The sequence below is a fragment of the Marivita sp. genome, from assembly GCF_022763305.1.
Lineage (GTDB): Bacteria > Pseudomonadota > Alphaproteobacteria > Rhodobacterales > Rhodobacteraceae > Marivita.
On record NZ_JALEGT010000092.1, the window covers coordinates 1 to 24,574 of the forward strand.

Sequence of the window (24,574 nt, forward strand, 5' to 3'; positions counted from 1 at the left end):
ATAATCAAACAGTACCAGCCGCTGCCCTGTTCAACATGTGGCAGAGTGAATCGGCCTAACAAAAAGTCAGGTCAATTCAGGAGGACGGGTATAAAACCGGGGTGCGTCACCGATTGTGGGATTGTGACCACCGCCCGCGCGCACCCCCGCCTTGGTCGGGGGGCGCTGCCCAATCGTGTCCTTGTCTCCGGCGGTGGCGGACGCGACGCCTTTCCGATGATTTCCGCTGCCATCCTGGCGATGGCGGAACTGCCCCGGCGCAAACGGCCCGAGATGACCGTGATCACCGGACCATTGATGGACCGGGAACTGCAGACCGAGGCGATGCGTCTCGGACATCTGAACGGCGTCGAGGTACTCGAACATGTCCCGGATCTGCCGTCCCGTATGGCGCACTCGGACCTGCTGATCACCATGGCCGGGTACAATTCGATCAACGAGGCGCTCGCGGTGGGCTGTCCCATCGTGACCGTGCCGCGCCTTGGTCCATCAGCCGAGCAACGGCTGCGGGCCGAGGCCTTGGAGCGCGCGGGTCTTGCTCATTACCTGCGTCGTGAGGATCTCAGCGCTGCCAGCATTGCGCGGCTGTTGCGCCGAATCCCGCGCTCCGCAAAGCCCAATCCCTTGAACACCAACGGAGTGCAGACCGCAGCCCGCGTTCTGGCATCGCTCTGTACCCAATCCAGACGTGCAGAACCGGAGCGTACCCATGCCTGACGCACCCATCGCATACATCCTCAAGCGGTTTCCGCGGTTCAGCGAAACCTTCATCCTGAATGAATTGCTGGCGCACGAGGCCGCAGGAGCGACGACGCAGGTCTATTCGCTTCTGGCACCTCCGGAAGAGCCCCGTCATGCCGGACTGGCGCAGCTGAAGGCAAAGGTGCAGATCCTCAAGGCGCTGGGCAGCGGCCCGGACGGAGTTGCAGCACCCGGAGATGCGGCGCTCTATTCCGGCAAGACCGCGCAGGAGATCGGCGCGCTGCAGCGCAAGGCAAAGGCAGTGGCACTGGACGCATTGGCCCGTGGCATCACGCATTTTCATGCGCATTTCGGATCGGATACCACGATTGTCGCGTGCCTTGCGGCACGGGAGGTGGGGGGCAGCTATTCGTTCACCGCTCACGCCAAGGATATCTACCACACCTATGTGACGCCCGAGGCTGACGCTGACATGCGCCGCGCCAAGATGCGGGAGGCGGCCTTTGTGGCCACCGTCTCCGATTACAATGCGCGCGCTTTGTCCCGTCTGTGCCCTGAGGCCCGGATCATCCGGCTGTACAACGGCATTGATCTTGACGCCTTCGCGCCGGTCGATCCCGCAACGCAGATACCCGGGCATCTGATTGCCGTTGGCAGGATGGTCGAAAAGAAGGGCTTTGACGTGCTGCTTAAGGCCGGTGCGGAGCTCAAGGCCCGAACGGTGCCATTCACGGTGTCGCTGATCGGGTCCGGACCGCTCGAGCCGGCCTTGCGCGCACAGCGCGCGGCATTGGGGCTCGAGGACTGTGTCGCGATGGATGGCCCGCTTCCGCAAGAGGCGCTGATCAACGCGATGGGTAAAGCGCAGGCGGCTGTGCTGCCCTGCGTGGTGACTGACAGCGGTGATCGCGACGGGCTGCCGACGGTGTTGCTCGAAGCCATGGCGCGGGGATTGCCTGTCGTCACGACAACAACGTCCGGTGGTCCGGAAATCGTCGAGGATGGTATAACCGGGCGGCTCTGTGCGCCAGGGGATGCCACCGCGCTGGCGGATGCGTTGGAAGACGTGCTTGCGCTCCCCGAACGCGCACAGGTGATGGGAGCTGCAGGCCGCCGACGTGCCGAACGTCTGTTCGATCTGACCACCAATGCCGGAACCCTGCGCAGGCTCTTGCGCGATCCTGCCCGCGCCGGACAGGAGGCCGCCTGATGCGTATTGCCTATGTTACTGCTGATCGCGGCATCCCCGTGTTCGGAGAGAAGGGGGCGTCGATCCATATCCAGGAAATGATCCGCGCCTTTGATAAACTGGGTCACGAGGTCCGGGTGGTGGCGGCCCGGCGCGGCGAAGGCGACGATACCGCTCTTGCAGTCGAAGAAGTGAAGTCGCGGGTGGCAGGCACGGATCGTGCCGAAAAGGAACGCGCCGCCATGGCGCAGGCCGATGCAATCGAGGCGCGTCTTCTGTCGCTCTGGCGCGAATGGCCGTTTGATCTGATCTACGAACGCTATTCGCTTTGGTCTGCGGCCGGGTGTCGGGCCGCGCGCCGGCTGGGTGTGTCGGTGGTGACAGAAGTCAATGCGCCGCTCCTGCTGGAACAGGCGGCCTTTCGGTCGCTGGTCTGTGAGGCCGAGGCCCGCGCCATGGAAGCCGAGGTATTGGCCCGGTCCGATGCTCTCGCAGCGGTCTCGCGCCAGATGGCGGACTATCTCGTCAGCGCGGGCGCGGATGCGTCCCGCGTGCACGTGATCGGGAACGCCGTCGACACGGCGCAGTTCCATCCCGGCATCCCCGCAACCGAACTGCCCGGCATTCCGTCCGATGCCTTTGTCGTCGGGTTCACCGGGTCGCTGAAGATGTGGCACGGCGTCGATACGCTGATGCAGGCGTTCCGAGATTTTCAGGCCGTCGAGCCGCGTGCCCATCTGCTGATCTGCGGCGATGGCCCGAAACGAGGTTGGATCGACGGTTATGTGGCGGGCGCGCAGCTTGAGGATGCCGTGACCATGGCCGGTTGGGTCGATCACGCGGCGTTGCCGGGCCTGATCGCCCGGATGGACGTGGCGACCGCGCCCTATCCAGCGGCCGAGGATCACTACTTTTCCCCGCTCAAACTGTTCGAATATCTGGCGATGGGTCGGCCCGTGCTGGCCAGTGACATCGGTCAGACGGCCGAGCTTCTGTCCGGAACAGGGGCCGCGCGGCTGATCCCGCCGGGGGATGCGACGGCCTTGACGGCTGCGCTTCGCGAGCTTGCTGCCGATCCAGAGCGTCGCGCAAGCATGTCCACCGCCGCCGCTGCCGAAGGCGCGCGCCACGACTGGACCCGCAACGCGGCCCGTGTGGTCGAGATCGCTCAAAGCCGGAGGGCCGCCGCATGAACCGCGACCGCAAGATCGAGGTTGGCGCACTGCGCCGTCTCTTCCGGCGCATGGGCCCGCATCTCGGCGACCACCGTCGCAAGCTGACCTTCGGGTTTCTGGCAATGATCGGCGTCGCGCTGGCGGAAATCATGCGGCCCTGGCCGATCAAGGTCGTCTTTGATGGCATTCTCATTCCTCAGGACAACCCCGATGCCGTCACCGGCTGGCTGCTGTCCGTCTTCGGTACCGGGGACGCGCTTCTGGGGGCGATGGCGGCTGCCATCCTTTGCATCGCGCTTCTTGGAGGCGCGATGGGCTTTGCCCAGGCCTACCTGATTGCGGCCGTGGGTCAGAAGGTGGTCGCTGCAATCCGGCTGGATCTTTACCGTCACGTCCACCGTCTGTCCCATTCCTTTCACGACACCGCGTCGTCAGGCGATATCATCGCGCGGCTGACCGGCGACGTGCGGATGATGCGCGATCTGCTGATTGATGCGGTCGTGTTTTTCGCTGCGCGTGGTCTGGTGATCCTGCTGACCATCGCCGTGATGCTCTGGATGGACTGGCGGCTGACGCTCGTGGCTCTGACGATCCTTCCGGCGCTCTGGCTGGTCTCCCGTCATTTCGGCAAGCGCATCAAGGGTGCTGCGCGCAAACAGCGCCGCAAGGAAGGCAAGATTGCCGTGGTGATGACCGAAGGCATCTCGGCCATCACTGTCGTCAAGGGCTTTGCCCGCGAGTCCTACGAAGAGGCGCGCTTCGCCAAGCAGAACAACTCGTCCGCCGAAGCCGGGGTTGTGACCACACGTTTGGCCGCAAACATGGACCGCGTCACGCAGGTTCTGCTGGCTTTAGGGACGGCGGTTGTTGTCTGGTTCGGTGTCACGCAGGTGCGCGCGGGCGCGATCAGCCCGGGCGATCTTCTGGTCTTCACAGCCTACCTGTCCTCCCTCTACAAACCGATCCGCAAGATGGCTGCGATGACCGCTCGGGTTGCCAAGGCCACGGCCAGCGGGGAACGTCTGCTCGAGATCTTCGATCTGCAGCCGGACATCGCCGAGAACCCGGATGCGAAACCGCTCAAACACCCGAGCCATGGTTCGATCCGGTTTGACGAGGTCAGCTTTGCCTACGCCGGCGCGACCGTCCCTGTGCTCGATCGCGTCATGCTCGACCTTCATCCCGGCGAAGTCACGGCGCTGATAGGGCCAAGCGGCGCGGGCAAGTCGACGCTCGCGCGGCTCTTGATGCGGTTCTATGACCCGACCCATGGCACCGTGCGCATCAACGGGCAGGACATCCGGAACGTGACCCTCGACAGTCTGCGCAGCAGCATCGCGGTTGTCTTGCAGGACAGCGTTCTGTTCGGCACCAGCGTGCGGGACAACATTGCCTATGGCCGACTGGACGCGACCGAGGACGAGATCATCGCCGCTGCCAAGGCCGCCGAGGCCGATGGGTTTGTCCGCAACCTGCCCGAAGGGTATGACACCGTTCTGGGCGAGCGGGGCGAGACAGTGTCAGGCGGGCAGCGCCAGCGCATCGCCATTGCACGGGCAATCCTGCGGGATGCACCGATCCTCATCCTCGACGAACCACTCACCGGGCTTGATCCGGTCACGGCCCGGGGGTTGCTGGCCAGTCTGCGCCGCGCCGCCGCCGGACGTACAACCCTTCTTGTCGCTCATGACGACCTGACCCTGTCTCTGGCGGATCGCATCTTGCGGGTCGAAGGGGGGCAGCTGACCGAGGTCACGCACGCAAGGCGGAGCCTTTCGGCATGACGCGTGCGCTGGACCTTCTTGAGCGGATCGACTGCCCGCAGCAGGCGCCGGGCCTCATGGCAGCGATGTGCGAGGTCTTTGGCGAACAGCCTGCGTCGATCACGCTCGAGCGGACGCATTTCCCAGGCAACAAACCGGTTCAGCAGGTTCTATGCGCTGCGTTTCCGGATGGCCGGCACGAAACCGTGTTCGCGGAAGAGTGTCCGATTGCGCCGGGGGCGCATGTCGAGAGCATCCGGGCAAGTCTCGGCAAGAGCCGCAACGGCCAGCGCCCGGGCCTCCACGCCACGTCGGTGGTCGCGTCCCAAGCGATGGGGCTGGTCTTGCGCAAGCCTGGGCTGGACGAGCGCCTTCCCGGGCTGCGTCTGCTGCACGATCCGGTCTTTGCCCGCGCGGCCCTGCGAAACCTTTTTGGCACAGAGGTTGGGCCGGTTGTCGTCGATCTCGTTGCGCATCGGCTGGGAAAGCGCGCCGTGGTGCGCATCAGAGGGGCGGGTCTCGACGTCTTTGTCCGGCTCCGCGCCATCAAGAGCGAAGATGGAGATATGCGCCTCAAGCGCCACCATGCGCTGTGGCACAGCCTGTCGCGTCAGACGGACCTCCGCATTCCCGAGCCTTTGGGAGCCTTGCCGGACATCGGTGCTGCGGTTTTCGGCGTCCTGCCGGGGGATCCCGCAGACCTTCGAGCACGGGACGTCGGATCGGTTGCCCGCGCCGTCTCAGCACTTCAGGGGCTCGAACTGGCTGGACTTCCAGTGCATTCGGGCACCGATGAGGCGCGCCTGCTGTCCCTGTGGCTGGAGCGGTGCCGCATCGGGCAGCCCGAGATCGCCCGACGCATCGCGCCGGACCTGATCGCGGTGATGGCGGCACTGCAACAGGCTTCGGCCACGCCACGCCCCTGTCACCGGGACCTGCACGAGAAGCAGATACTGGTCTCGGACGGTGTTGCAGGGCTTTTGGACTTCGACACGCTGTGCCTGTCTGACCCGGCGCTGGATGTGGGCAATCTGCTGGCGCATCTGGTCCTTGCAGGTCAGGACGAAGCACCGCTTCGGTCAGCGTTCGATCTGCCCGGGATCGGGCTCTGGCGCCGCGCGGCACTGTTCCGGCTGGCCATGATCTATGCGTTTACCTCAACACCCGAGGCGGTGCTGGATCGACTGATCGAAGAGGCGCAGGCCGATGCTGAGGATTGAAGATGCGCATCTGCCGGGGCTCGCCGACCTGAGCGGGGATCGCTTGCGCGCCATCACAGGCGCGGACGAGGTGGACCTGCTGCGCCTGCGCTACCGGCCCGGCAAGCGGGCGATCCTGCATGTGGCTACATGGAAGAATGGGCACAGCGCGGAAGGGACCCTGTGGTTCTTTGGCGGTGACAAGGGTCGGCGCATCGCCCGCCGCAATCGCATGGCCTCCTCTTTCGACCCGGAGACGGCAGCCCTGTTCGAGGCGTTTCCGCAGGACCACCGGATGCCGCAGATCCGCAGGTTTCTTGCAGATTACGAGTCGGTTCTGCAAAAAATGACAGGCCGCCGAGCCTGCGGAGTGCCTGTCCTTCTCCGTTACCGGCCGGGACTGTCCTGTACCTTTCGGTGTGCGATTGATGGACCGGACCCGGTTTATGTGAAGCTGATCAATGACGATGATCCGCAGCGTCTGCAGACTGCCAACCGGGCAATGCAGGATGCGCTGGCGTCATCAGGCACCACGGTCGCGCCGGTCCTTGGGATCGACAGGGATCTCGGGGCCGTCGCATATGGCAGCGCACCGGGCCTGCCGCTCGATCAGGCCGTCTCCGACATCACCAGCCTCGCACCACTTGACCGCACCATCGCGGGGCTGCGCCATTTCTGGGCCGCACCGATCCCATGCGGTCGGACGCTGGACCCCGAGATGCTTCTGGCGCGCGCCCGCGAGAGCGTGGATTTCGTGGCCATCACGGCTCCGGACTGCCTGTCGGATGTCGCCAGCATTCTGCGCAACCTCGAAAAACGCCGTCCCGACGCCCCGTTGCGGCCCATCCACGCGGATATGAAACTCGAACACGTTGTGCTCGATCCGGACCAGACAACTCTGATCGACACCGAAAGCGTGTCACTTGGCCTGCCGGACTACGATCTGGCACAGCTCTTCGGGCGGATTTGGCAGGCCGAACAAGAGAGTCGCTTCCCAAGCCAATTCGCCGAGGCCGCTGCGGCGCAGGTGCGGAGCGCGGCTGGCACGTCCTTTGACTGGTGTCTCGGCATTGTCGCTGTCCGGCTTCCGAAATTCTACGCGCAGCGCCCCGGACCCGACACGGACAGCGCCATCCGCGCCATCCTCGGGCGGCTTGCATGATGTTGCGTGTGGCGCATGTGCTCAATTCGCCGGGGCATGGGGGTGTGCCACGGGTCGTGGACGCGCTGATCCGGCACAGCGACCCGATGCGCATTGCGCCTCTTGTCTTCTATCTCAAGCCGGGGCAGGGGACACCCGTCAGCCCGGACATCCCCATCCGGGTCGCGACCACGGCCAGCAAGGCCAGCGCGATGACGGAGTTGGTGGCATTCCTCGATCATCACGGGATTGACGTCCTGCATACCCATTCCTACCGACCCAACCTCTTCGGCCGTATGGCAGGCGCGATGCTCCGTCCGGCCGGACTCCGGATCGTGGCGCATTACCACAACGACTACGACGACAAGTGGGACGCCGAGGCGCTGTGCGTGGAGCGCCGTCTTGCCGCGATCACCGATACCGCATTCGCAGTATCCGCATCGGTTGCCGCCCATGTGGCCGAACGTGTCGGGCTTGTCTGTGAGGTGGCCGAGAACGGGATTGACCGGGCGCGGGTGATCGGTGGCGACAAGGCACGCGGGCGCACTGCGCTTGGGCTCGGGGCGTGCGGCCCCGTGATCGGGCTTGTCGGTCGGGTGTGCCGTCAGAAGGGTGTCGATATCTTTGTCGATGCAGCCATTGAGCTCGCCTCGACCCTGCCACAGGCGCAGTTCGTGATCATCGGCGACAGGGAGGATGCAAGCCTTGCCGCTGATCTCTGGTCCCGGATCGACTTGGCCGGTCTGACCGGTCGCTTCCGCTTTCCCGGCCACCGCGAGGACATGGCCGATATGTTTGCCGCACTTGATCTCCTGGCAGCTCCGTCGCGCTGGGAAGGTTTCGGCCTGATGCTGGCCGAAGCCATGGCGGCGGGTTTGCCTGTGGTCGCAAGCCGCGTCGGTGGCATTCCCGATGTGCTTGGTGAGGCCGGTATGCTGATATCGCCGGAGGATCCCACCGCCCTTGCCGATGCAATCGGGGCGGTTTTGTCCGACAGTCAACGGCGCGCGGCTATGATCAATCTGGGACAGACGCGCGCCGCACGGTTCGACTGGGCGCGCACGGCGGGCCGGATCACGCAGGCCTATGAAGGCGTGCGGATGGCGGCATGAGGGTGATCCTGATCCGGCATGGCGAAACCACGACAAGCGGCCACAGCTATGCCGGCCGCAGCAACGTCCCGCTGACGCCGCGCGGCCATGAACAGGCTGCGCGTATCGCGGAAGACCTGTCTGGGCTGCCTCTCACCCACATCTTCGTCAGTTCCCTGTCCCGGTCCATTGATACGGCCCGGCCTTTGGCCCGTCAGCACGGACTTGACCTGCGGGTGACGCCCTCCTTGGTCGAAATCGACTTTGGGGTGCTGGAAGGCCGGGAAAAAGGCGCCCTTGGCGTGAGTCTTCGCAAAGCTCATGCATACCGCCCGATTCCGGGGGGCGAGGCGCTGTGCGATGTCTGGGACAGGGCTGGTGCAGTCATCCGCGGGTTGCCGCATGCGCCCGACGCGATCAGCGCCGTGGTGGGTCATTTCTGGATCAACCGCCTGATCTGGGGCCGGCTTCACGGGCTGTCGTTCGAGGCAGCCTGTGCCAGCCGGGCATATCGCCCTGCAACCGGCTTCTGGGTCCACATCCAGTGCCCCATTGCGCCGGCACGGCAGGACAGGGATGGCCTTGCGCGTGCCGCGTCTCTGTAAGGGCAGCATCCGGACCGACAACGCGTCGGGCCATGGCAATGGGCGTTTTGATGCGGGTTTCCTCTGGCTGTCGGCATGATTTTCAGCCGGTCTGCCCGCTCGGAACGGTGACATGAGCGCAGCGATTCAAGGTGCTTTTCCAACTGGTTGAACCGGGGATTTCCGTCCGGTGCACGACCTTGGCAGCCTTCAAAGAGCGGTCTTTTGCCGATGATCATTTCCGTCGGCCTATGAGCGAATCACAACCTGTGGTAAAGCTGCCATGATTTTTAATTTTGCCGTGGAGTATTGCCATGGGTCGCTTTTACAATCCCCTTGGGGCACGCGTCTTCTATTGCCTGTCGATAATAACGTTTATTTTCATGCCTCTATGGGCATATGCACAAGATCGGAACATCGCGGAACCGATAGCGTGTCAAAACGTTCACGACATCGTCAACGAGAGCGAGGCTGGAAGTCGGTTCTCCCGTACGTTGTGTGCCGACATTGTCGCGATGGACCAGATGCTGGTGTACAACCGGTTTGGCAGCTTCAATCCTTACGGCATGATCTACGCGTTGCGGCGCGACGTAATCAGCGCCTCCGAACCGGTCCGCGCGCTGAGCGCAGATCAATGCGATGACAGCCTTGGCATCGAAAGCCACGGCACCGATCTGGCGCCCGGAAAGCTGCGCCTGCGCGACTGCAAACGACCCCGTCCTCTCACGCTGCGGGCCAATGTGGGAGATATCCTGCATGTGCGGCTGACGAATTTCCTGCGGGAAAAGCCGCCGGGCTATTCCGAGACCTTCTGCAAGACATCCGCAAATGAACCCGGCATGCCCTTCGGCTCGGACTTCCACGGCCTGCGGGCCGCCGTGTCGGAAGGCACGGCGTCGCAGGTTCAGCATGGTGAGGCGTCCTGCCGTCCGGCCAACGGGTCGCCGCAAGCCGATATCGACGGCAACTGGCCTCTGACCCGTGGCGCGAACATGGCAATCCAGGGTCTGAGCACCTTCGGCCTGCGCAACGGTCGCGTGGTCGAGGCACATGATGCCTGCAAGGGGTTGGCGGCGATCCCGCCGGGCACGGGCATCGACTGCTACTACAGGATTGAACGCGAAGGTCCGTTCTTCATGGCCAGCACCGGCGCGCCGTCTGGGGGGCAAGGCGATGGCGGCAGCCTCGTTCATGGGCTTTTCGGTGCGGTGATGGCCGAACCTGCGCAATCGCGCTGGTATCGCAGCCAGGTTTCGCAGGCGACCTTCCGGACGGTCTGGCGTGCGGCCGACAATGGCGTTCGGCATGCCATCCGGGCAGCCGATATAGACGATGCCAGCCGCTATGAGGCGGTTGCGCGGGATCCGGTTTCGGGAAAGTCGCTGCCGCTTTTGAACATGCTGGCACGGGTGGACCGTGTCGACGACGCGCTGCGCGAGGAGCAGCCCAATCTCTATTTCGGAGAGGGCGTGTTCGACATCGTGCATGCCGACCTCAACGCCATTGTGCACCGCAACGACCGCGAAGTGGGCACGCCACTCACGTTCCGGGAATTCTCGGTGTTCTTCCATGACGAACTGAAGACGTTTTACCCCCGCAACTTTGAAGAGCTGGGTGCCTTCGGCGCCGGACAGCTGGCCGGAGTTCGCGACGGGTTCGCGATCAATTACGGGGCCAGCGGCATGGGCGACATGCTGATCGCCAACCGCAAGGGCATCGGCCCGACTGCGAATTGCCAGGAATGTCTTTACGAGGAATTCTTCCTGACATCCTGGGCCAATGGCGATCCGTCCCTGCTGGAGCATTACAGCGACGATCCGTCAAACGTGCATCACTCGTACCTGAACGACGCGGTCGTCTTCCGGAACTTCCATGCGGGACCAAAGGAAACCCATGTCTTCCACTTGCATGCCCATCAATGGTTCGCGGGCAATGACGGCAATCGCGGGTCCTATCTCGACAGTCAGACCGTCGCGCCGCAGCAGGGGTTTTCCTACGACATCTATGGCGGCGGGCTCGAGGTCTATCATCGCGGGCTGCCCGGTGAGGAGGGCTGGTACGAGACCCTGGGCTCGGGCAACCGAAACAGGACCGTTGGGGACTCGATCTTCCACTGTCACCTCTACCCGCATTTCGCTCAAGGCATGTGGGAGCTCTGGCGCGTGCATGACGTGCTGGAAGACGGTTCCCGCAAACTGCCGGATGGCCAGTGGGAACCGGTTCTGTCGTTGGCCGAGATGGGAGACAAGATCAAGGCGCGCAAGCGGCCGGGATCGGTCGATCAGGAAACCGGACGCTGGATTGCGCCCGGTGCGGGGCTGAGCGGGCAGAATGTCGGAACACCCGTGCCCGCACTGGTTCCGCTGCCGGGACAGGCTTGGCCGGTCCTGCCCAGCTATCCCGAAGACGTCGCGACACTCGACGAAGAGGGCACCGTCACGGCGGACCCGGTCGACGAGATCGCGACCTTTGCGGGATATCCCTTCTACATCGCCGGACAGCCTGGCCACCGTCCGCCGCAGGCGCCGATGGACATCGCCCGCGCGCTTGATGGGGATCAGGTCACCGGCGAATACCTTGACGGCGGCATGCCTCGACATGTTGTGACAGATGACAGCAGCCGTGCCCTGCCGTTCAAACTGCCGCAACAGGTTGCCGATGACTTGGCCAGGGACACCGGAACACCCGATCTGGCCTCGGCCTTGTCTAGCCCCTCCGCAACCGCACGCGAGGCGTTGCAATCTCAGGTTCTCGCAACGGCCCTTGCCCTTGGCGACATGAGCATGAAGCTCAAGGCACTGACCATCGACCTGCTGGAATACGACGGCGAACCCATCGAGCGCGCCGCGATGGCGTTTCATCACGACGGCGTTCTTCCCGGCGGCACGGCGCTGTCGGTGCTGGCACCGGATGGCAGCGGATCAAGCTTCCAGACGATCGGTGGCGGCTACCAGACGCAGGGCGGTGCCAACCTCTTCACCGTCAACGGGGCGCCCGCCAAACCCGGCGCGCCGTTTGCCGATCCCTGTGGCGCGCCGTCTGCCTTCGGCCAGATCGTCCGTGACGACGCCGACAGCTACAGCTTTGTCTCGGGTGGAACGCAGTTCGAGATCCTTACCGTCGCCGGTGGTCAACCTCTGTCCGGTGGTCTGCCGGCCGGGGATGCGGAGGTGTCGAACTGGGTGGAACACCAGCGCACCGACAGCGCGCATTTCCCCAACGGTCCGCCCCGTCTGTATTACCTCGACGGCGGCGCGGCGCAGGAGATCCAGCGCGGTGCGCATGTCCTTGAAGGTGATCCGTTCCTCAAGGGCCTGAGCAACACGCAATTCACACCGGACCCCGCGGTTGTCGGATACCGGCGCTATGAAGGCTCGGCCGTTCAGGTGGATCTCATCACCAATCGCGCGGGCTGGCATGACCCGCAGGCCCGGATCAATGTCCTGACCAACGCGTCCGGCGATTACGACGGATCGGACGGCTACAAGCAGGGTGGCGGGCGCATTTCGCCAAAGGTCACGGCCAGCGAAGAGCCGTTCTTCTTTCGCGCTCTGTCCGGCGAATGCATCGAGTTCCGTCACACCAACGAATTGCCGAAGGAACTGGAACTGGACGATTTCCAGGTCAAGACCCCGACCGACACCATCGGCCAGCACATCCATCTCGTGAAATTCGATGTGACCGCATCGGACGGGTCGGGCAATGGCTTCAACTACGAAGACGGCACGTTCGCTCCGGGCGAGATCGCGGCCCGCATCTGTGCGGCCAAGAACACCAGCTCGGCCAGCCTTGTCAGCTTCACCCGCAGCCCCGGCGAACTGCTCATGCGCGAATATTCGGAGGCCGACAAAGGTGACCTTTGCACCTTCGACACAGAGACCGAGCTGTGGAAGGTGAGCGAGGCCTATGATCACAAGATCTGGACCTTCACCCTGTCCAAGCATCGCGAGCTGTTCCAGACCACGACGCAACGCTGGTTCGCGGACCCGATCCTCTCGGACACGCGTGCACCGGATGACAGCGGTGGGGTGGGGAAGGCAGACAGGACTCTGCGGACGGTGTTCAGCCATGATCATTTCGGCCCGTCCTCGATCCAGCAGCACGGCTTCTACACCGCACTCGTGATCGAGCCGCAATCGGCGCAGATCTGCGATCCGGACGACGGCACCTGCACGTCGCCACGCACGGATCGGGATCTGGTTCTGGCCAGCCCGGATGACGTGGGTGCGCGGAAGGTCATCGTCGATCTGATGCCGGTGGATACCGACGAGCTATCCTACCGCGAATTCGCGCTCTCCATCGCCGACTTCGCGGTGCTTTACGATCCGCGCAACAACGTGCCGGTGGATGCGGTCGAAAAGGCGCTGCTGGGCGGAGACACCCTGGCCATGAAAGGCATGCTGACACTTGCCTGCGAAGCCCGATACGGAGCCGAAGCGGCGCGGCTTGAAAAGGCCGGGCAACCGGCTTCCGATGTGGATGCCCGGTTGCAACGCATGGCGGATATCTGCGGGTCGGCCCTGACCAAGGACAGTGGCGGATGGAAGATGCTGTTCCCCGGTCTGTCGCCTGTGCATGGCGAACCGGGCGATCTTCCGCCCGCATGGCTCTCTGCGGGGCGACCGGGCGATCCGGCGCACCAGGCGGGTCTTGCGCCGGCGCTGCTGGACGAAATCACCATCGAACATCACGGCACCGACATGTCGGCACCGGATTACCTGCAAACCTATCTGACGGAATACCGTGCCAAGGCGGCAGGCCATCTGCCCGGACCACGGGCGCTTCTGGCAAGCCCGGTTTCGCCGCCGGCGCGGCCCGAAAGCATCTCGGTCGACCATCACGATCCTTATCTGGTGAATTACAGGGGCGAGCCTTTCCCGCTGCGGCTGGGAGAGGATTCCAGCGCGGGGTCGTCCTGTGACCTGACGGCACGGGTCGAGGATTGGGTGACACCGCTGCTGACCGGTGTGACCGACCGCTGCGAGATCAGCCGGCAGAAAACCGGCGATGCGGGCGATCCGGCGAACGTGATGCTGTCTTTGCTGCACAAGGATCCCGCCACGCCGATCTTCCATGCTCTGGACAACGACCCGCTGCAATTCCGCCTGATCCAGGGCGCTCAGGAGGTGCAGCACACTTTCACCGTCGAAGGAATGACCTGGCCGCGCAACATCGACCAGATGTTCCCAAGCGCGACAAGCGAACGCGACGCGATCACGCCGCTCGATACGCTGGTGCGGACCTGCGAGACCTGGCAGGGCGCCGCCAGCAGCGTGCGGATGGCCCGTGCTGGCCGACCGGATGAATACCGCACATGGGCGGCCAGCGGGGCCACCGCTTGGCCTGCCGGTTCCTCCGAGCGCGCGTTCTGGGAGGACATGGAGGCGCAACTGGCCCAGTGCTTCAACGCGGACGGGCGCATTGCCGCGCAAGAGATCGGGATTTCGGAGCATTTCGAATTCCGCGCGGCCTTCCTCTATGACAACAACTTTGGAGGGCTTGGCGAAAAGGTGCGCAACAACCGGTTTGCTCCCGGGCGCATCACGACCATTCAGAGCCTGCTCGACCTTTTGCTGGAACGGCGCGAACTGCTTGTGCTGCGCACGGCCGTGTCGGACACGCCCTACCATTTCGGATCGCAGGATGCGCTTTGGAACGGGGCATGGGGCCTGATCCGTGTCGCGGCAGAGAACCGCAAATACTTTGCCTACGTGGCCCTTCTGGAAGAGATCGACCGGACCATCGCGCAGGTCGAACCACTGGTGCGCGAAAACCCGGAGGCCGCTCCACCGCGCGACCTGCTCAATGGCGCGACGCGGTTGCTGCGTGCGCCGCTCGATACGATCCTCGACCGGGTGCCGGAGCTTGCCATCGATCCGCAGATCCGCGCCCTGCCGCGCTCGCTTGGCGTGCCAGAGCAGCCGCAGCAGGAGCCCCTGCAGGAACCGGCACAACGGGTCTTGCCGCTCGAACGCTTCGAACAGGAAGCGCAGCGCAGCATTCAGGCCCTCCCGGACCTGCGACAGGACCGCATCCTCAAGCGGTTCCAGCTGGACGTGCCTGATCGCAGGCTTCCCAACCTGCGCCCGGAGCTGAACCAGTTGGATCGCTTCGTGCGGGGCAAGACCGATGTGCCCGACTATCAGCCGGTGGCCGAATGCCCTGCAAATGCGCCGAACGTCTACACCTCCATCGTTGCGATCGAAAGCCGCACCGTCTTTCCTCGGCAACCGCAAACGCGGTACTCGGAAACGCTCGTCGATCCTGACGGTCTGTTCTTTGCACTGGTCGATCCGCGCGTGCTGATCCGGCCGGAAGACCCAAAGAGCGTGTCTGATCTGGACATCGAGGATCGGACCAATTGGGACGCGATACCGCTGTCGCGTGTGGTCGCAGCCGTCCGGCAGTTCTACGACAAGCCCGAGCCTCTGGTGCTGAACGTGAATGCCGGGGATTGCGTGTTTGTCACGCTCCTGAATGCCCTGCGTTACCAGGACGGGCGGATCGCCGGGCTGGCCGATGGGACGGGCGATGCCATGATGCCGGGCATCACGTCGCTCAACACCGAACGCCCATGGGACGGCCTGTCCGAACCGGATGACGCGGCGCATCACATGCTGACCAATGCGGACCGGACCAAGGATGTCGTGCCGTCGGCGCGCCTGTCGGTCACGCTGCCCCTGCCGATCCTGACCAAGCAAAGCAGCTACGGTCGTCCTTACGGGCGCAACCCGATCTGGGCACTCAGCGGCATTCCCGCCGACCAGCGGGACCCGACGCTCTCTATCCGGGATTTGACGAACCGGCTGGATGCACCGCGCGTGGCCGAGATCGAACAGTTCCAGTTCTATGCTGGTCTGGCCTTCGCGGACTACCGCTATGCCGTTCCGACACCTCTGGTGGCTGATCTCGCGACACCCACGGGACCCGCGGCACCGGTCCAACCGGCCAGCTTCATCGAGGACCTGGGGCAGCGGATCGCCATTCCCGCAGGCATCGCCAACCTGCCGATACGGACAGCCCCCGGGGTGCCTGATGTCATGCTGGGCGACAGCCTGCTGCAATTGCGCGACCAGCGCAGCGACAGCGTCGATCAGTTGCGCAGGGCGCTTCAGCCGTCGGTCACGGCACCGCCTGCCGACCTCGTGCCTGTTCCCCCCGGCGTTCAGGGCGGCCTGAGCGGCGTGCTGCGGGACTTGGATCAGAGGCCGCAGATCGCGGCACCGCCGGCTGGAACCATCCGTCTGCCAACCCGTGATCCGGTCACGCTGCCGAATGTCACAACCAACACCATTGTCATTCCGGGAGACCCGGTAGACGTTGCCAATGGCACCCTGATTGATCGGAGGGATACGGCGCGCTCTCCGGCGCAGAACCGAGAACTTGCACGCATATTGAACGATTTCAACCAAAGGCTCGACACGGAGATTGGTGGTCAGGACAGTCTCACGATCCTGCGCAAACAACTGCAGACGCATTTCGTCCCTTACGCGTTCGGTGCGCTGCCGCTCAAGTCCTTTGGCGACGTGATCGGCCATCCCACGCATGGGTTGATCGGCGCGATCACCGTGGTGCCCCAGAACGCGGCGATTTCGGATGCGCGCGGTCGCAAGGTCCGCTTCGACACCTGCGAGAACCGCCTTGTTGCACCAGGGCTGACGATCAAGCCCGAGCTGCGCCTATTCGATCTTGGGCCGGCCCAGGCGCAGCGCTGGCAGGAGCTTGGCAACCTGCCGAACCGGACGATCCGTCTGCTGTGCGAAAGCTATGTCGTCGTGCCGCGCACGGGCGCGCGGGCCGATTGGTCGCCGATGTGGACCTCCTCGCTGACGGCCAAAGGGCCGGGTGGCGAAGGCGAGCACCGGATCCGCCAGTTCACCCTGTTCTGGCAGGATGGTCTCGGGCAACGGGATCGGAACACCGCAGACCTTTGGGAGCTGGGCGCTTCGAACGAACGCCTTGTCAAGGACTGCGCGATCTGCGACGACAGCTATGACTTTGGTGACAAGGGCATCAGCTATCTGAGCGAGCCGTTCCATGTCAGGTTGCGGGACACCAACCCGTCACCCATCGAAAGCCATTTCAACCTCAATGAAAAGGATTTCGGGACTGCGTTCTGGCGCCTGTCGCCCAATGAGCTGCCCCCGCGCACCAAAGCGCCGATGCCGGTGCTGCGTGCGACAGCGGGCGAGGAAGTGGTCGTCCACGTCGTTCACCCCGGAGGCCGGGCGCGGCAGCGCGCCTTTGCCACCATCGCCCAGGATTACAGCGATCTCTTCCCCGGCTTCGGCTTCCCGCGTGCCGCACTTCTGGCACCGGGCAAGGCGATCACCGCGTCGTTGACCAAGACGGTGGAACCGGGCTGCTATCTGTGGTTCGACGGGCCACTGCATCTGCGCGCGGGCGGCGTCTGGGGCCTTCTCGACGTGCTGACCTCGGCACAGGCCCGTGATCCGGAGGCGACGGCATGCGGACCGCGGCGCTGATCGCGGCCTGCCTTGCCGCACTCGCGGGAGGGGAGAGCCGGGCACAGGCCAGCCTGCTGGCCGAACTGTCCCTGCATGATCCAGTCACCGGCGCGGCCACCGTTGCGGATGATGGCGAGCCGGTGCGCCTTCGGGTGCGCCTGACCGATCCGGTCACGGGTCTGCCCCCTCGGGGTGTGGAGCTTCTGGGATGGGTGCGCGCTGTCGCGCCGGACAATCCCGGTTGCGAACGCGCCGCACAGAACTACCGCGCGACCCGTCGCACGCCCGTGGGATCCGTCGATCTGAACGGTATTCTGCTTGCCACCGTCAACCGGGATGCCACGCTGAGCGTGATCGACCCCAAGCTGAACCTCTACTCGTCGAACATGGTCGCCGCGCATCGGCTTGATATGGACCCCGGCGTGGTTGCTGTCAGCCCCAGACAGATGAGCGCCTATGTCGCCGATCCGGACAGCGGCACCATCGTCAAGGCGCGCCTGACCGGGCCGGATCGCACGATCCTGGCCGAGGGTCTTGGTGGCATCGCGTCGATGGTTGCGGTCAGCAGCGGTGATCTCTGGATCGGAGATGATGCCGGTCGGCTGTCGCGTCTGGGACCGGATGGGCGTAGGATCGACAAGATCACCGTCGGGGCAGGGCGGGTGGTGGTCCAGACCCCGCTCGACACCGAAAATGACCGTGTTGCGGCATATGTGCCCGAAGGCGCGGCCCTGCTGCTCGACGGTGTGACCGGACACCCGGTTCTGAGCACCGCATTTTCCGCTCCGATCACGGATGTGACGATTGTGGGCGAAGACGGCTTGCTGGCGGTTCTCAAGGACAGCGCGGTTGCAGAGATGCGCTATGCCGACGCGCCCGATGTCCCGATCATGATCCAGCTGGGCACATCCTTTGCGCGTGTCTCAACCGGACCCGATGCCCGTATCGCGCTGGCCTACACACCCGGTGACAGCATTGTGGCGCTCATCGACCTTGCACTGGGCCGCGTCGTGCTGTCGCTGGAATTGACCGGGGCGACGATCAGCGAAGTGACCTTCACCGACAATGCAGCTTTCATCCTCAGCCATGACGGCGGGTTTCTGGGTGCGGTTGATCTGGCCACGGTGGCACTTGGCAAACCGGCGATCCTGCGCAAGATCGACCTCGGCGCAAAGACCGAACGCCCCGGTACGGGCGACGGGCTGCTCGTGCCACTGTTCCCTTCACCGCAGGTGATCGCGGTCGAACCGCGCTTCCAGACCGGTTGGCTGGTGGGCGAGGTGGCCTCGACCGTGGAGATGCCGCCCATGGACTCGATCCGTCTGCGCGGAGGTGTTCCGCAGTCCGTGCATGTCGTCGATCGCAGTTTCCAGGAGATCGAGACCGGTGTCTTCGAGACGGTCTGGGCATTCGATGCTGGGGAACGGGAACTGATCCTGACCACCTATAGCGGCCAGTTGTCCACCTGCGTGCCGTTCCACGTGCGCGGCGAAGTGGAGCAACTGGCCCTCACGCCGGTCCGGTTGACGCCGCAGACCACGATGGCCCCGGTGGCGGGGCAGCCCTTTGACCTCGCGTTCCAGGTGACCGGGCCGGACGAAACCGAGCTGCCCGTGTCCAGTCTGACCCTTGTCGTGCCGAGCATGATGTCCGGCTGGGTCGGAGAGGCGGTGGCGACGGCGGATGACGCAGGCGTGCTGCGCGCCCGGGTGACGTTTCCACATGAAGGCCCGTTTGTCGTTCAGCCCGTGGACCTGCCGGCCGGTCTGGCACTGCGCTCGGCCCTGATCCTCCAAGCCGGTTCTGAAAGGAAAGACCCATGATGCGCTTCAGCCTTCTTCCCCTTGTCGGAGTGATAGCGTCGGCTGCTCTGGCCAGCGACGTGTCGCACGGAGCCTTTGCGATTGAACGGTTGACGGTGCCACCCGTGACGCTGATCGATCAATACGCGCAGGAGCAGCCTTTTCATGGCCCTCTGACCGAGGGACAGGTGCTGGTGATCAACTTCAACTACACCACCTGCGAGTCGATCTGCCCGATCGGCAATGACGTCATGGCCGACCTGGATGACATGCTGTCCAACGAGGCGCCCGTGCGACTGATGTCGATCACCATCGACCCCGGACGGGACACCCCAGCGCAGATGCGCAAGGCGGCAGACACTTTCGGTGCCAGTGAGCGCTGGGCCTGGCTGACCGGCAGCCCCGGCGAAGTCTCCCGGCTGCTGGCGGCGTTCGATGCGGATTACGCGAATATCGTCCTGCACGAACCCGTCTTTCTTGTCGGTGACCTGGGCACGCAGCAATTCTACCGGTCACAGTCCATGCCCTCGCCCGAAGAACTGGCAGGCCTGGTGGGCACTCTGATCCGGTGAGTGCCCGCGCCGCGCTGCTGATGCTCGTTCTTGCTGCCCGGATGGCAGTCGCGGACGAGGGGCATGATCTGTTTACAGGGCAATCCGTTGCGGTGTCCGATCAGAGCGCGGAACGAAAGCTCGCGCGCTTTCCGTGCCACAGGTGCCATGGGCGCGACGCTCTGGGAGGGGTCGAGGGCGATGTGCCGCCCATCGACTGGCGGTTTCTGTCGCGCGCCGCCGCCGGTCGGCCTGCCTATACGGTCGAGCTGTTCCATCGCGCCGTGACAGAGGGGCGGGACGCCGGTGGTCGAGAACTGAGCCGCTTGATGCCACGCTACGCCTTGTCGGAAGGGGAAACCGCGCAATTGGCCAATTACCTTGGTCGGCTGTACGATCTGCAGCGGCAGGGTGTATCCCCTGACGAGGTGCGGATCGGGGTCGCGGACCTGCCTTTCGGCGACGATCTGTCAGGCATCTATCGCACCACGTTGGCCAAGGCGCTTGAGGATCGGTTGGGCGGCGATCATGTCTATGGTCGCCGGATCAATCTGGTGCCGGTCGATCCTGCGAACGGAGAGGCTGACAGCTTGGCCGTTCTCGGTCTCTCGGTCGCTGCCGCGGCGGTGTTCACCAATCGGGGCATACCGGTTCTGGCCCCGATCGGAGCCCTGACCGGTGATGAAGACAGCAGTATAATGCGGGGCATCGCGCCCAGCCGCGAGGCGCTTCATGCCGCCTTGGCGACACGCATTGCCGAAGCTGGCACAGGCCCGGTGGCCATACTCGCGTCCGACGACGCGGAGCGGCACGCGCTGGAACTCGCGCTGTCGCTGGCCGCGCCGGGCCGACCCATCGCATCGCATTCGAATGACGCAGAGGACATCATTGCCTTACCCGGAACGGACCTCAACGTCGCGCCTGACTGGACCGGACGGGTTTGGATCACCTGGCAGTCTGTGGCGCAGCGCATGCCGTTGCCCCAAAAGGCAAAGGTCATGGTCGCAATCGAGACACCCCGGATCATCGACACCGCAATCGCGGCTCAGGTGCACCCGCTTGTCATTCATGCACAGCAGGTGGGGATCATGCTGGCCGAGGCGCTCAAGGCGGCGGGGCGCGATGTGACCCGCGCGAAGCTGTTGCAGGCGCTGGCCGATACCGTGCTGGACGATATCGGCCTTGATTACACACAGGTGCCCCTCACCGGGACCGACCACATTGCCCTGATCCAACTGCGCTAGACCGGCTCGAAGGCGTCGCGACTTGTGCGGCTTGGAGCAGCATGAACGATGCCGCGGAACTGGGTCTGGTTCCTTGCGCCCGATCACGCTGCTCCGAAAAGATCGCCCACGCCTGCGCCCATGCCTGCGATCGTGTGGCCATGACCCTAACGGGCGTGAAAGACGTAGGAGCGCATCGAGATCGAACCGAGGTCAATAGCATCCGTCATGAAGGTCAGATCGTCCCCCGCATCAGAGGCCCCCGCGATGGTCAGCGCGGGCAGGTAGTGATCAACCGACGGGTGGGCGATGTCCAGCAACGAACCAAGGCCGTCACGGTTCGCTAGCGCTCCGAAATCGCGGGCGTCCAGCTTGTCGGCGAAGAGGCTGTCGAACTCCAGCGCGAAGTCATGCGGGCGGGCACCTGCGCCCCATTGCACGGCGCGCAGGTTGTGCACCACGTTGCCCGATCCGAGGATCAGCACGCCGCGATTGCGCAGCTCCGACAGCGCCTTCCCGATCTCGAGCTGGTAGTCCAGATCCTTGGACATGTCGATCGAGACCTGGAACACCGGTACGTCGGCGTCGGGATAGAGGAACTTCAGCACCGTCCAGGCGCCGTGATCGAGACCCCATGTGTCGTCTTCTTCGGCGTGGTGGCTGGCCAGCAGGCTGACCACCTCGCGCGCCAGGCCCGGATTGCCGGGAGCCGGATATTTCTGGGCGAACAGCGCATCGGGGAAGCCGTAGAAATCGTGGATCGTCTTGGGCATGGCCGAGACATCCACCAGCGTGGTCCCCCGGGTCATCCAATGGGCCGAGACAACGAGGATCGCCTTGGGGCTCGGCAGGGTCTGGCCCAGCGTGGTCCAGGCGCGGCTGTAGGCTGTGTCTTCGATGGCGTTCATCGGGCTGCCGTGGCCAAGAAAGACCAGTGGCATCCGGTCAGAGGGGGAAAGAGTGGCTTTCAGGTCTTCAAGCGTGCGGGTGGCGGACATGGGTTTGGCCTTTCTTCGGCAGGATATCCAGCGGAGGAGAAGCACGCCGGGCGCAGAGCCCGACGTGCCACAAAGTCAGCGGTAGGAGAACATGTACATCCCGACCAATTCAGCGTTCTTGGGTGTGGAATACTCGAAACCATAATACTCACCATAGCGCGGACGCAGTCTGTCGGTGGCGTATTTGCCGATTTCCGAGATCCACCCGGAAAGATACGCGGTGTGGCCGTTCAGGCTGGCCGGATCGGCAACGCCTGCACCCCAGGGCACATTGCCCAGAGCTTCGCCCACCGCGGCTTCGAGGTCACCCAGGAATTGGCGATAGAACGCGATGTCGTCCCGCGAGCCTACATTGCCGTGTCCGCCCGAAAGATACTCCCAGTCCAGCGCGTCGATCTGGTCGATCAGATCGCGGTAGCCGAGGTAGCCTTCGGCCCCGGCAAAAGACCAGAACGGCGGTTGATCCGGGTTGATCACGTCCGGCACATGCACCACGCCGGTGCCTTCCAGAACATAGGCGGCATGGTCATGGGCATGCGCGTCCGATCCAAACGCCGCGACGCGCACGGTGAGCCCTTCGAAGCTAAAGCTCTCGGCATCCTCGGCCAAGACCTCGGTTGGGCGCGGCAGGCCGGAGCCCAGACGATCCATCAGCTCGACAGTAGCGTGTGTGGCGATCACCCGCACGCCCGGATTGGCCGCGATCAGGTCTGCCGCGCCGGCGATGTGGTCGGCGTGATTGTGACTGTAGAGGATCGCGGTGATCGGCAGGTCGGTCACCTCGTCGATGGCCGCCTCGAGTGCCGCACTGCGGCCTTCGAGCGCGTCGAACACCAGCACACCCTCGTCACCGACATAGAACAGGGTGCCGTAGAATTGTCTCTGGAAGAAATACACGCGGTCGGTCAGTTTCTGCAGGATGTAGTCCTGCGTGAGGTTCTTGGTGAAGAGGGTCTCGATCTTCTCGCCCGGGGCCAGCGCCTGGGTGGCGGATTCGGCGACATAGGTGGCGTTGACGGTCGAGGGGGCCTCGGCGATGGCCTGCGCGGTGGCTGGGCCGGAGAGGGCGATACCAAGCGCGATGGCGGAGGTCAGGGTCTTGAGCATTGGGATGGTCCTTGTCTGGACGTAACGGGATGTACGTTTTTGCTGAGGGGCAGGTTCAGGCGAACTGGCCAAGGGCGCGGTTGAGGACGGGGATACGCAGGGCAAAGGCTCCGGCGCCCAGAAGCGCGATGGCGATCTGCGCCACGGCCCAGAACAGAGGGAACTCCCAGCCGCCGCCCTCACTCGAGAAGAGCCAGCCGTTTGCGGTGTGCACCCAGGTCGCGCCCAGCAGGACGGGGATCAGCGCCAGCGAGACCAGCCGCACGGCAACGCCCGCAATCAGCGCCAGCCCGCCGCCGATCTCGGCCGCGATGGTCAGATAGGCAAGAAAGCCCGGCAGGCCGAGGCTTTCGAAGAAGCCCACCGTGCCGGCAACGGTGAAGACATTCACCTTGAGCAGCCCGTGGGCGAGGAAGAGCGCGCCGGAAGAGATGCGCAGCAGCGCGGCGGCGTAATCGGCAGAGGAAGTAGTGGCAGTCCGTGTCATGTCATCGGTCCTTGGTTTGGAGAGGCGCGCCGATCCTTCGGTCTTGGCGCGGCCGTGTTGTGTGTGACCGCAATCTAGGACTTGCTAATAATCAACAAAATAGTAGATATGACGTAAGACTTACCACAATTCATTCCGAATAATGCCATGGACATCACTGACGAACTGAAGGCTTTTGTCGCCACCGCCCAGACCGGGTCCTTCACTGCTGCCGCGCAACAGCTTGGCGTGTCCAATCGGCTCACCTCGAAATACGTTGCCGAGCTTGAGGCGCGGTTGGGGGTGCGTCTGCTGCAGCGCACAACGCGACGCGTGGGCCTCACACCGGCAGGAGAAGAGCTGCTGTCAAGGGTGCCTGCCGTGCTCGATGAACTCGACGGTCTTCTGGAAGACATTGCCGAGGGGTCAAAGGGCTTGTCCGGGATGATCCGCATCTCCGCCCCCGTGACCTTTGGCGAAACCTATGTCAGCGGCCTTGTCGCGCGGTTCGGCGCGCTGCACCCGGGCCTGAGTTTCGACCTGCGTCTGACCGATGGGTTTTCGGACCTCGCACGCGAAGGTGTCGACATGGCATTCCGGATCGGCACGTCGGAGATGCTTTCGCTGAAAGCGCGCAAGCTGGGTGAAGTCCGGTCGATTGCCGTGGCCAGTCCTGGCTATCTTGCTGAATACGGCACGCCCTCGGACCCTGATGCACTGGAAAGCTTCGACTGCATCATCGATACCAACCGGAAAGCGCCCCGCCGCTGGGTGTTCGAGATCGGTGCGGAGGAAAAAACCGTCACGGTTCAGGGGCGCTATCAGGTCAATTCCGCACAGGCCGCCACGGATCTGGCCTGCGCAGGGCTGGGGATCGCCCTTGTGCCCCGCTTTGCGCTTGGACAGGCCCTGGAGACGGGTCAGCTTGTCCGGCTGTTCGGCGATGTCGGATCGCCCCCAAGTGCGATCAACGCCGTCTATCTCGAAGGCCGGACCCTGCCGCGCAAGCTGCGGGCGTTGATCGACTTCGCGGTAAAGGACATCCGAACTGCCGGAGTGTTGTGATGCCGGGCGTGGTTGCACCACAAGGCATTGCTCATGAGGCTGTCGTCGGT

16 protein-coding genes are annotated in these 24,574 nt (G+C 64.2%); 13 read left to right on the top strand and 3 right to left on the bottom strand.

Features of this window, described 5'->3' with window-relative positions:
- Positions 1–123: 123 nt before the first annotated feature.
- From MRY75_RS16360 to MRY75_RS16415, 12 genes are all read left to right on the top strand, one after another.
- Positions 124–717 (top strand): glycosyltransferase, encoded by a 594-nt coding sequence (locus tag MRY75_RS16360; RefSeq protein ID WP_292309071.1) that lies wholly within the window; start codon positions 124–126, stop codon positions 715–717.
- On the top strand, positions 710–1,912 hold the full coding sequence (locus tag MRY75_RS16365) for a glycosyltransferase (protein WP_292309072.1): 1,203 nt from the start codon (positions 710–712) through the stop codon (positions 1,910–1,912). Before MRY75_RS16360 ends, MRY75_RS16365 begins: the two co-directional genes overlap by 8 nt.
- Positions 1,912–3,084, top strand: coding sequence for a glycosyltransferase family 4 protein (locus MRY75_RS16370; RefSeq protein ID WP_292309073.1), 1,173 nt, complete (start codon positions 1,912–1,914; stop codon positions 3,082–3,084). Before MRY75_RS16365 ends, MRY75_RS16370 begins: the two co-directional genes overlap by 1 nt.
- Positions 3,081–4,850 (top strand): ABC transporter ATP-binding protein, encoded by a 1,770-nt coding sequence (locus MRY75_RS16375; protein ID WP_292309074.1) that lies wholly within the window; start codon positions 3,081–3,083, stop codon positions 4,848–4,850. Before MRY75_RS16370 ends, MRY75_RS16375 begins: the two co-directional genes overlap by 4 nt.
- The gene (locus tag MRY75_RS16380; RefSeq protein ID WP_292309075.1) at positions 4,847–6,049 is read left to right on the top strand and encodes an aminoglycoside phosphotransferase family protein; all 1,203 of its coding nucleotides are present in this window, start codon (positions 4,847–4,849) and stop codon (positions 6,047–6,049) included. The genes MRY75_RS16375 and MRY75_RS16380 overlap by 4 nt, the downstream gene beginning before the upstream one ends.
- Positions 6,036–7,190 (top strand): phosphotransferase, encoded by a 1,155-nt coding sequence (locus MRY75_RS16385; RefSeq protein WP_292309076.1) that lies wholly within the window; start codon positions 6,036–6,038, stop codon positions 7,188–7,190. The genes MRY75_RS16380 and MRY75_RS16385 overlap by 14 nt, the downstream gene beginning before the upstream one ends.
- Positions 7,187–8,281, top strand: coding sequence for a glycosyltransferase (locus MRY75_RS16390; RefSeq protein WP_292309077.1), 1,095 nt, complete (start codon positions 7,187–7,189; stop codon positions 8,279–8,281). Before MRY75_RS16385 ends, MRY75_RS16390 begins: the two co-directional genes overlap by 4 nt.
- Positions 8,278–8,865: a histidine phosphatase family protein gene (locus MRY75_RS16395; protein WP_292309078.1), complete on the top strand. Its 588-nt coding sequence runs from the start codon at positions 8,278–8,280 to the stop codon at positions 8,863–8,865. The genes MRY75_RS16390 and MRY75_RS16395 overlap by 4 nt, the downstream gene beginning before the upstream one ends.
- A 494-nt stretch (positions 8,866–9,359) precedes the next feature.
- Positions 9,360–17,330: a hypothetical protein gene (locus MRY75_RS16400; protein WP_292309079.1), complete on the top strand. Its 7,971-nt coding sequence runs from the start codon at positions 9,360–9,362 to the stop codon at positions 17,328–17,330.
- Positions 17,312–19,135 (top strand): hypothetical protein, encoded by a 1,824-nt coding sequence (locus MRY75_RS16405; protein WP_292309080.1) that lies wholly within the window; start codon positions 17,312–17,314, stop codon positions 19,133–19,135. Before MRY75_RS16400 ends, MRY75_RS16405 begins: the two co-directional genes overlap by 19 nt.
- Positions 19,132–19,686, top strand: a complete 555-nt coding sequence (locus tag MRY75_RS16410; protein WP_292309081.1) for an SCO family protein — start codon at positions 19,132–19,134, stop codon at positions 19,684–19,686. The genes MRY75_RS16405 and MRY75_RS16410 overlap by 4 nt, the downstream gene beginning before the upstream one ends.
- Positions 19,683–20,909 (top strand): hypothetical protein, encoded by a 1,227-nt coding sequence (locus MRY75_RS16415; protein WP_292309082.1) that lies wholly within the window; start codon positions 19,683–19,685, stop codon positions 20,907–20,909. Before MRY75_RS16410 ends, MRY75_RS16415 begins: the two co-directional genes overlap by 4 nt.
- A 146-nt stretch (positions 20,910–21,055) precedes the next feature.
- Here the strand turns inward: MRY75_RS16415 and ygiD are convergent, their stop codons facing one another.
- The 3 genes from ygiD to MRY75_RS16430 form a co-directional block, all read right to left on the bottom strand.
- On the bottom strand, positions 21,056–21,886 hold the full coding sequence (ygiD, locus tag MRY75_RS16420) for a 4,5-DOPA dioxygenase extradiol (protein ID WP_292309083.1): 831 nt from the start codon (positions 21,884–21,886) through the stop codon (positions 21,056–21,058).
- A gap of 75 nt (positions 21,887–21,961) precedes the next feature.
- The gene (locus tag MRY75_RS16425; protein WP_292309084.1) at positions 21,962–22,993 is read right to left on the bottom strand and encodes an MBL fold metallo-hydrolase; all 1,032 of its coding nucleotides are present in this window, start codon (positions 22,991–22,993) and stop codon (positions 21,962–21,964) included.
- Positions 22,994–23,048: 55 nt separating this feature from the next.
- Entirely contained in the window at positions 23,049–23,480 is a 432-nt protein-coding gene (locus tag MRY75_RS16430; protein WP_292309085.1) for a DoxX family protein, read from the bottom strand.
- Between the two features lie 147 nt (positions 23,481–23,627).
- Here MRY75_RS16430 and MRY75_RS16435 point away from each other — a divergent pair, with 147 nt between their 5' ends.
- Complete coding sequence (locus MRY75_RS16435) at positions 23,628–24,524, top strand: LysR family transcriptional regulator (protein ID WP_292309086.1); 897 nt, start codon at positions 23,628–23,630, stop codon at positions 24,522–24,524.
- Positions 24,525–24,574 lie beyond the last annotated feature (50 nt).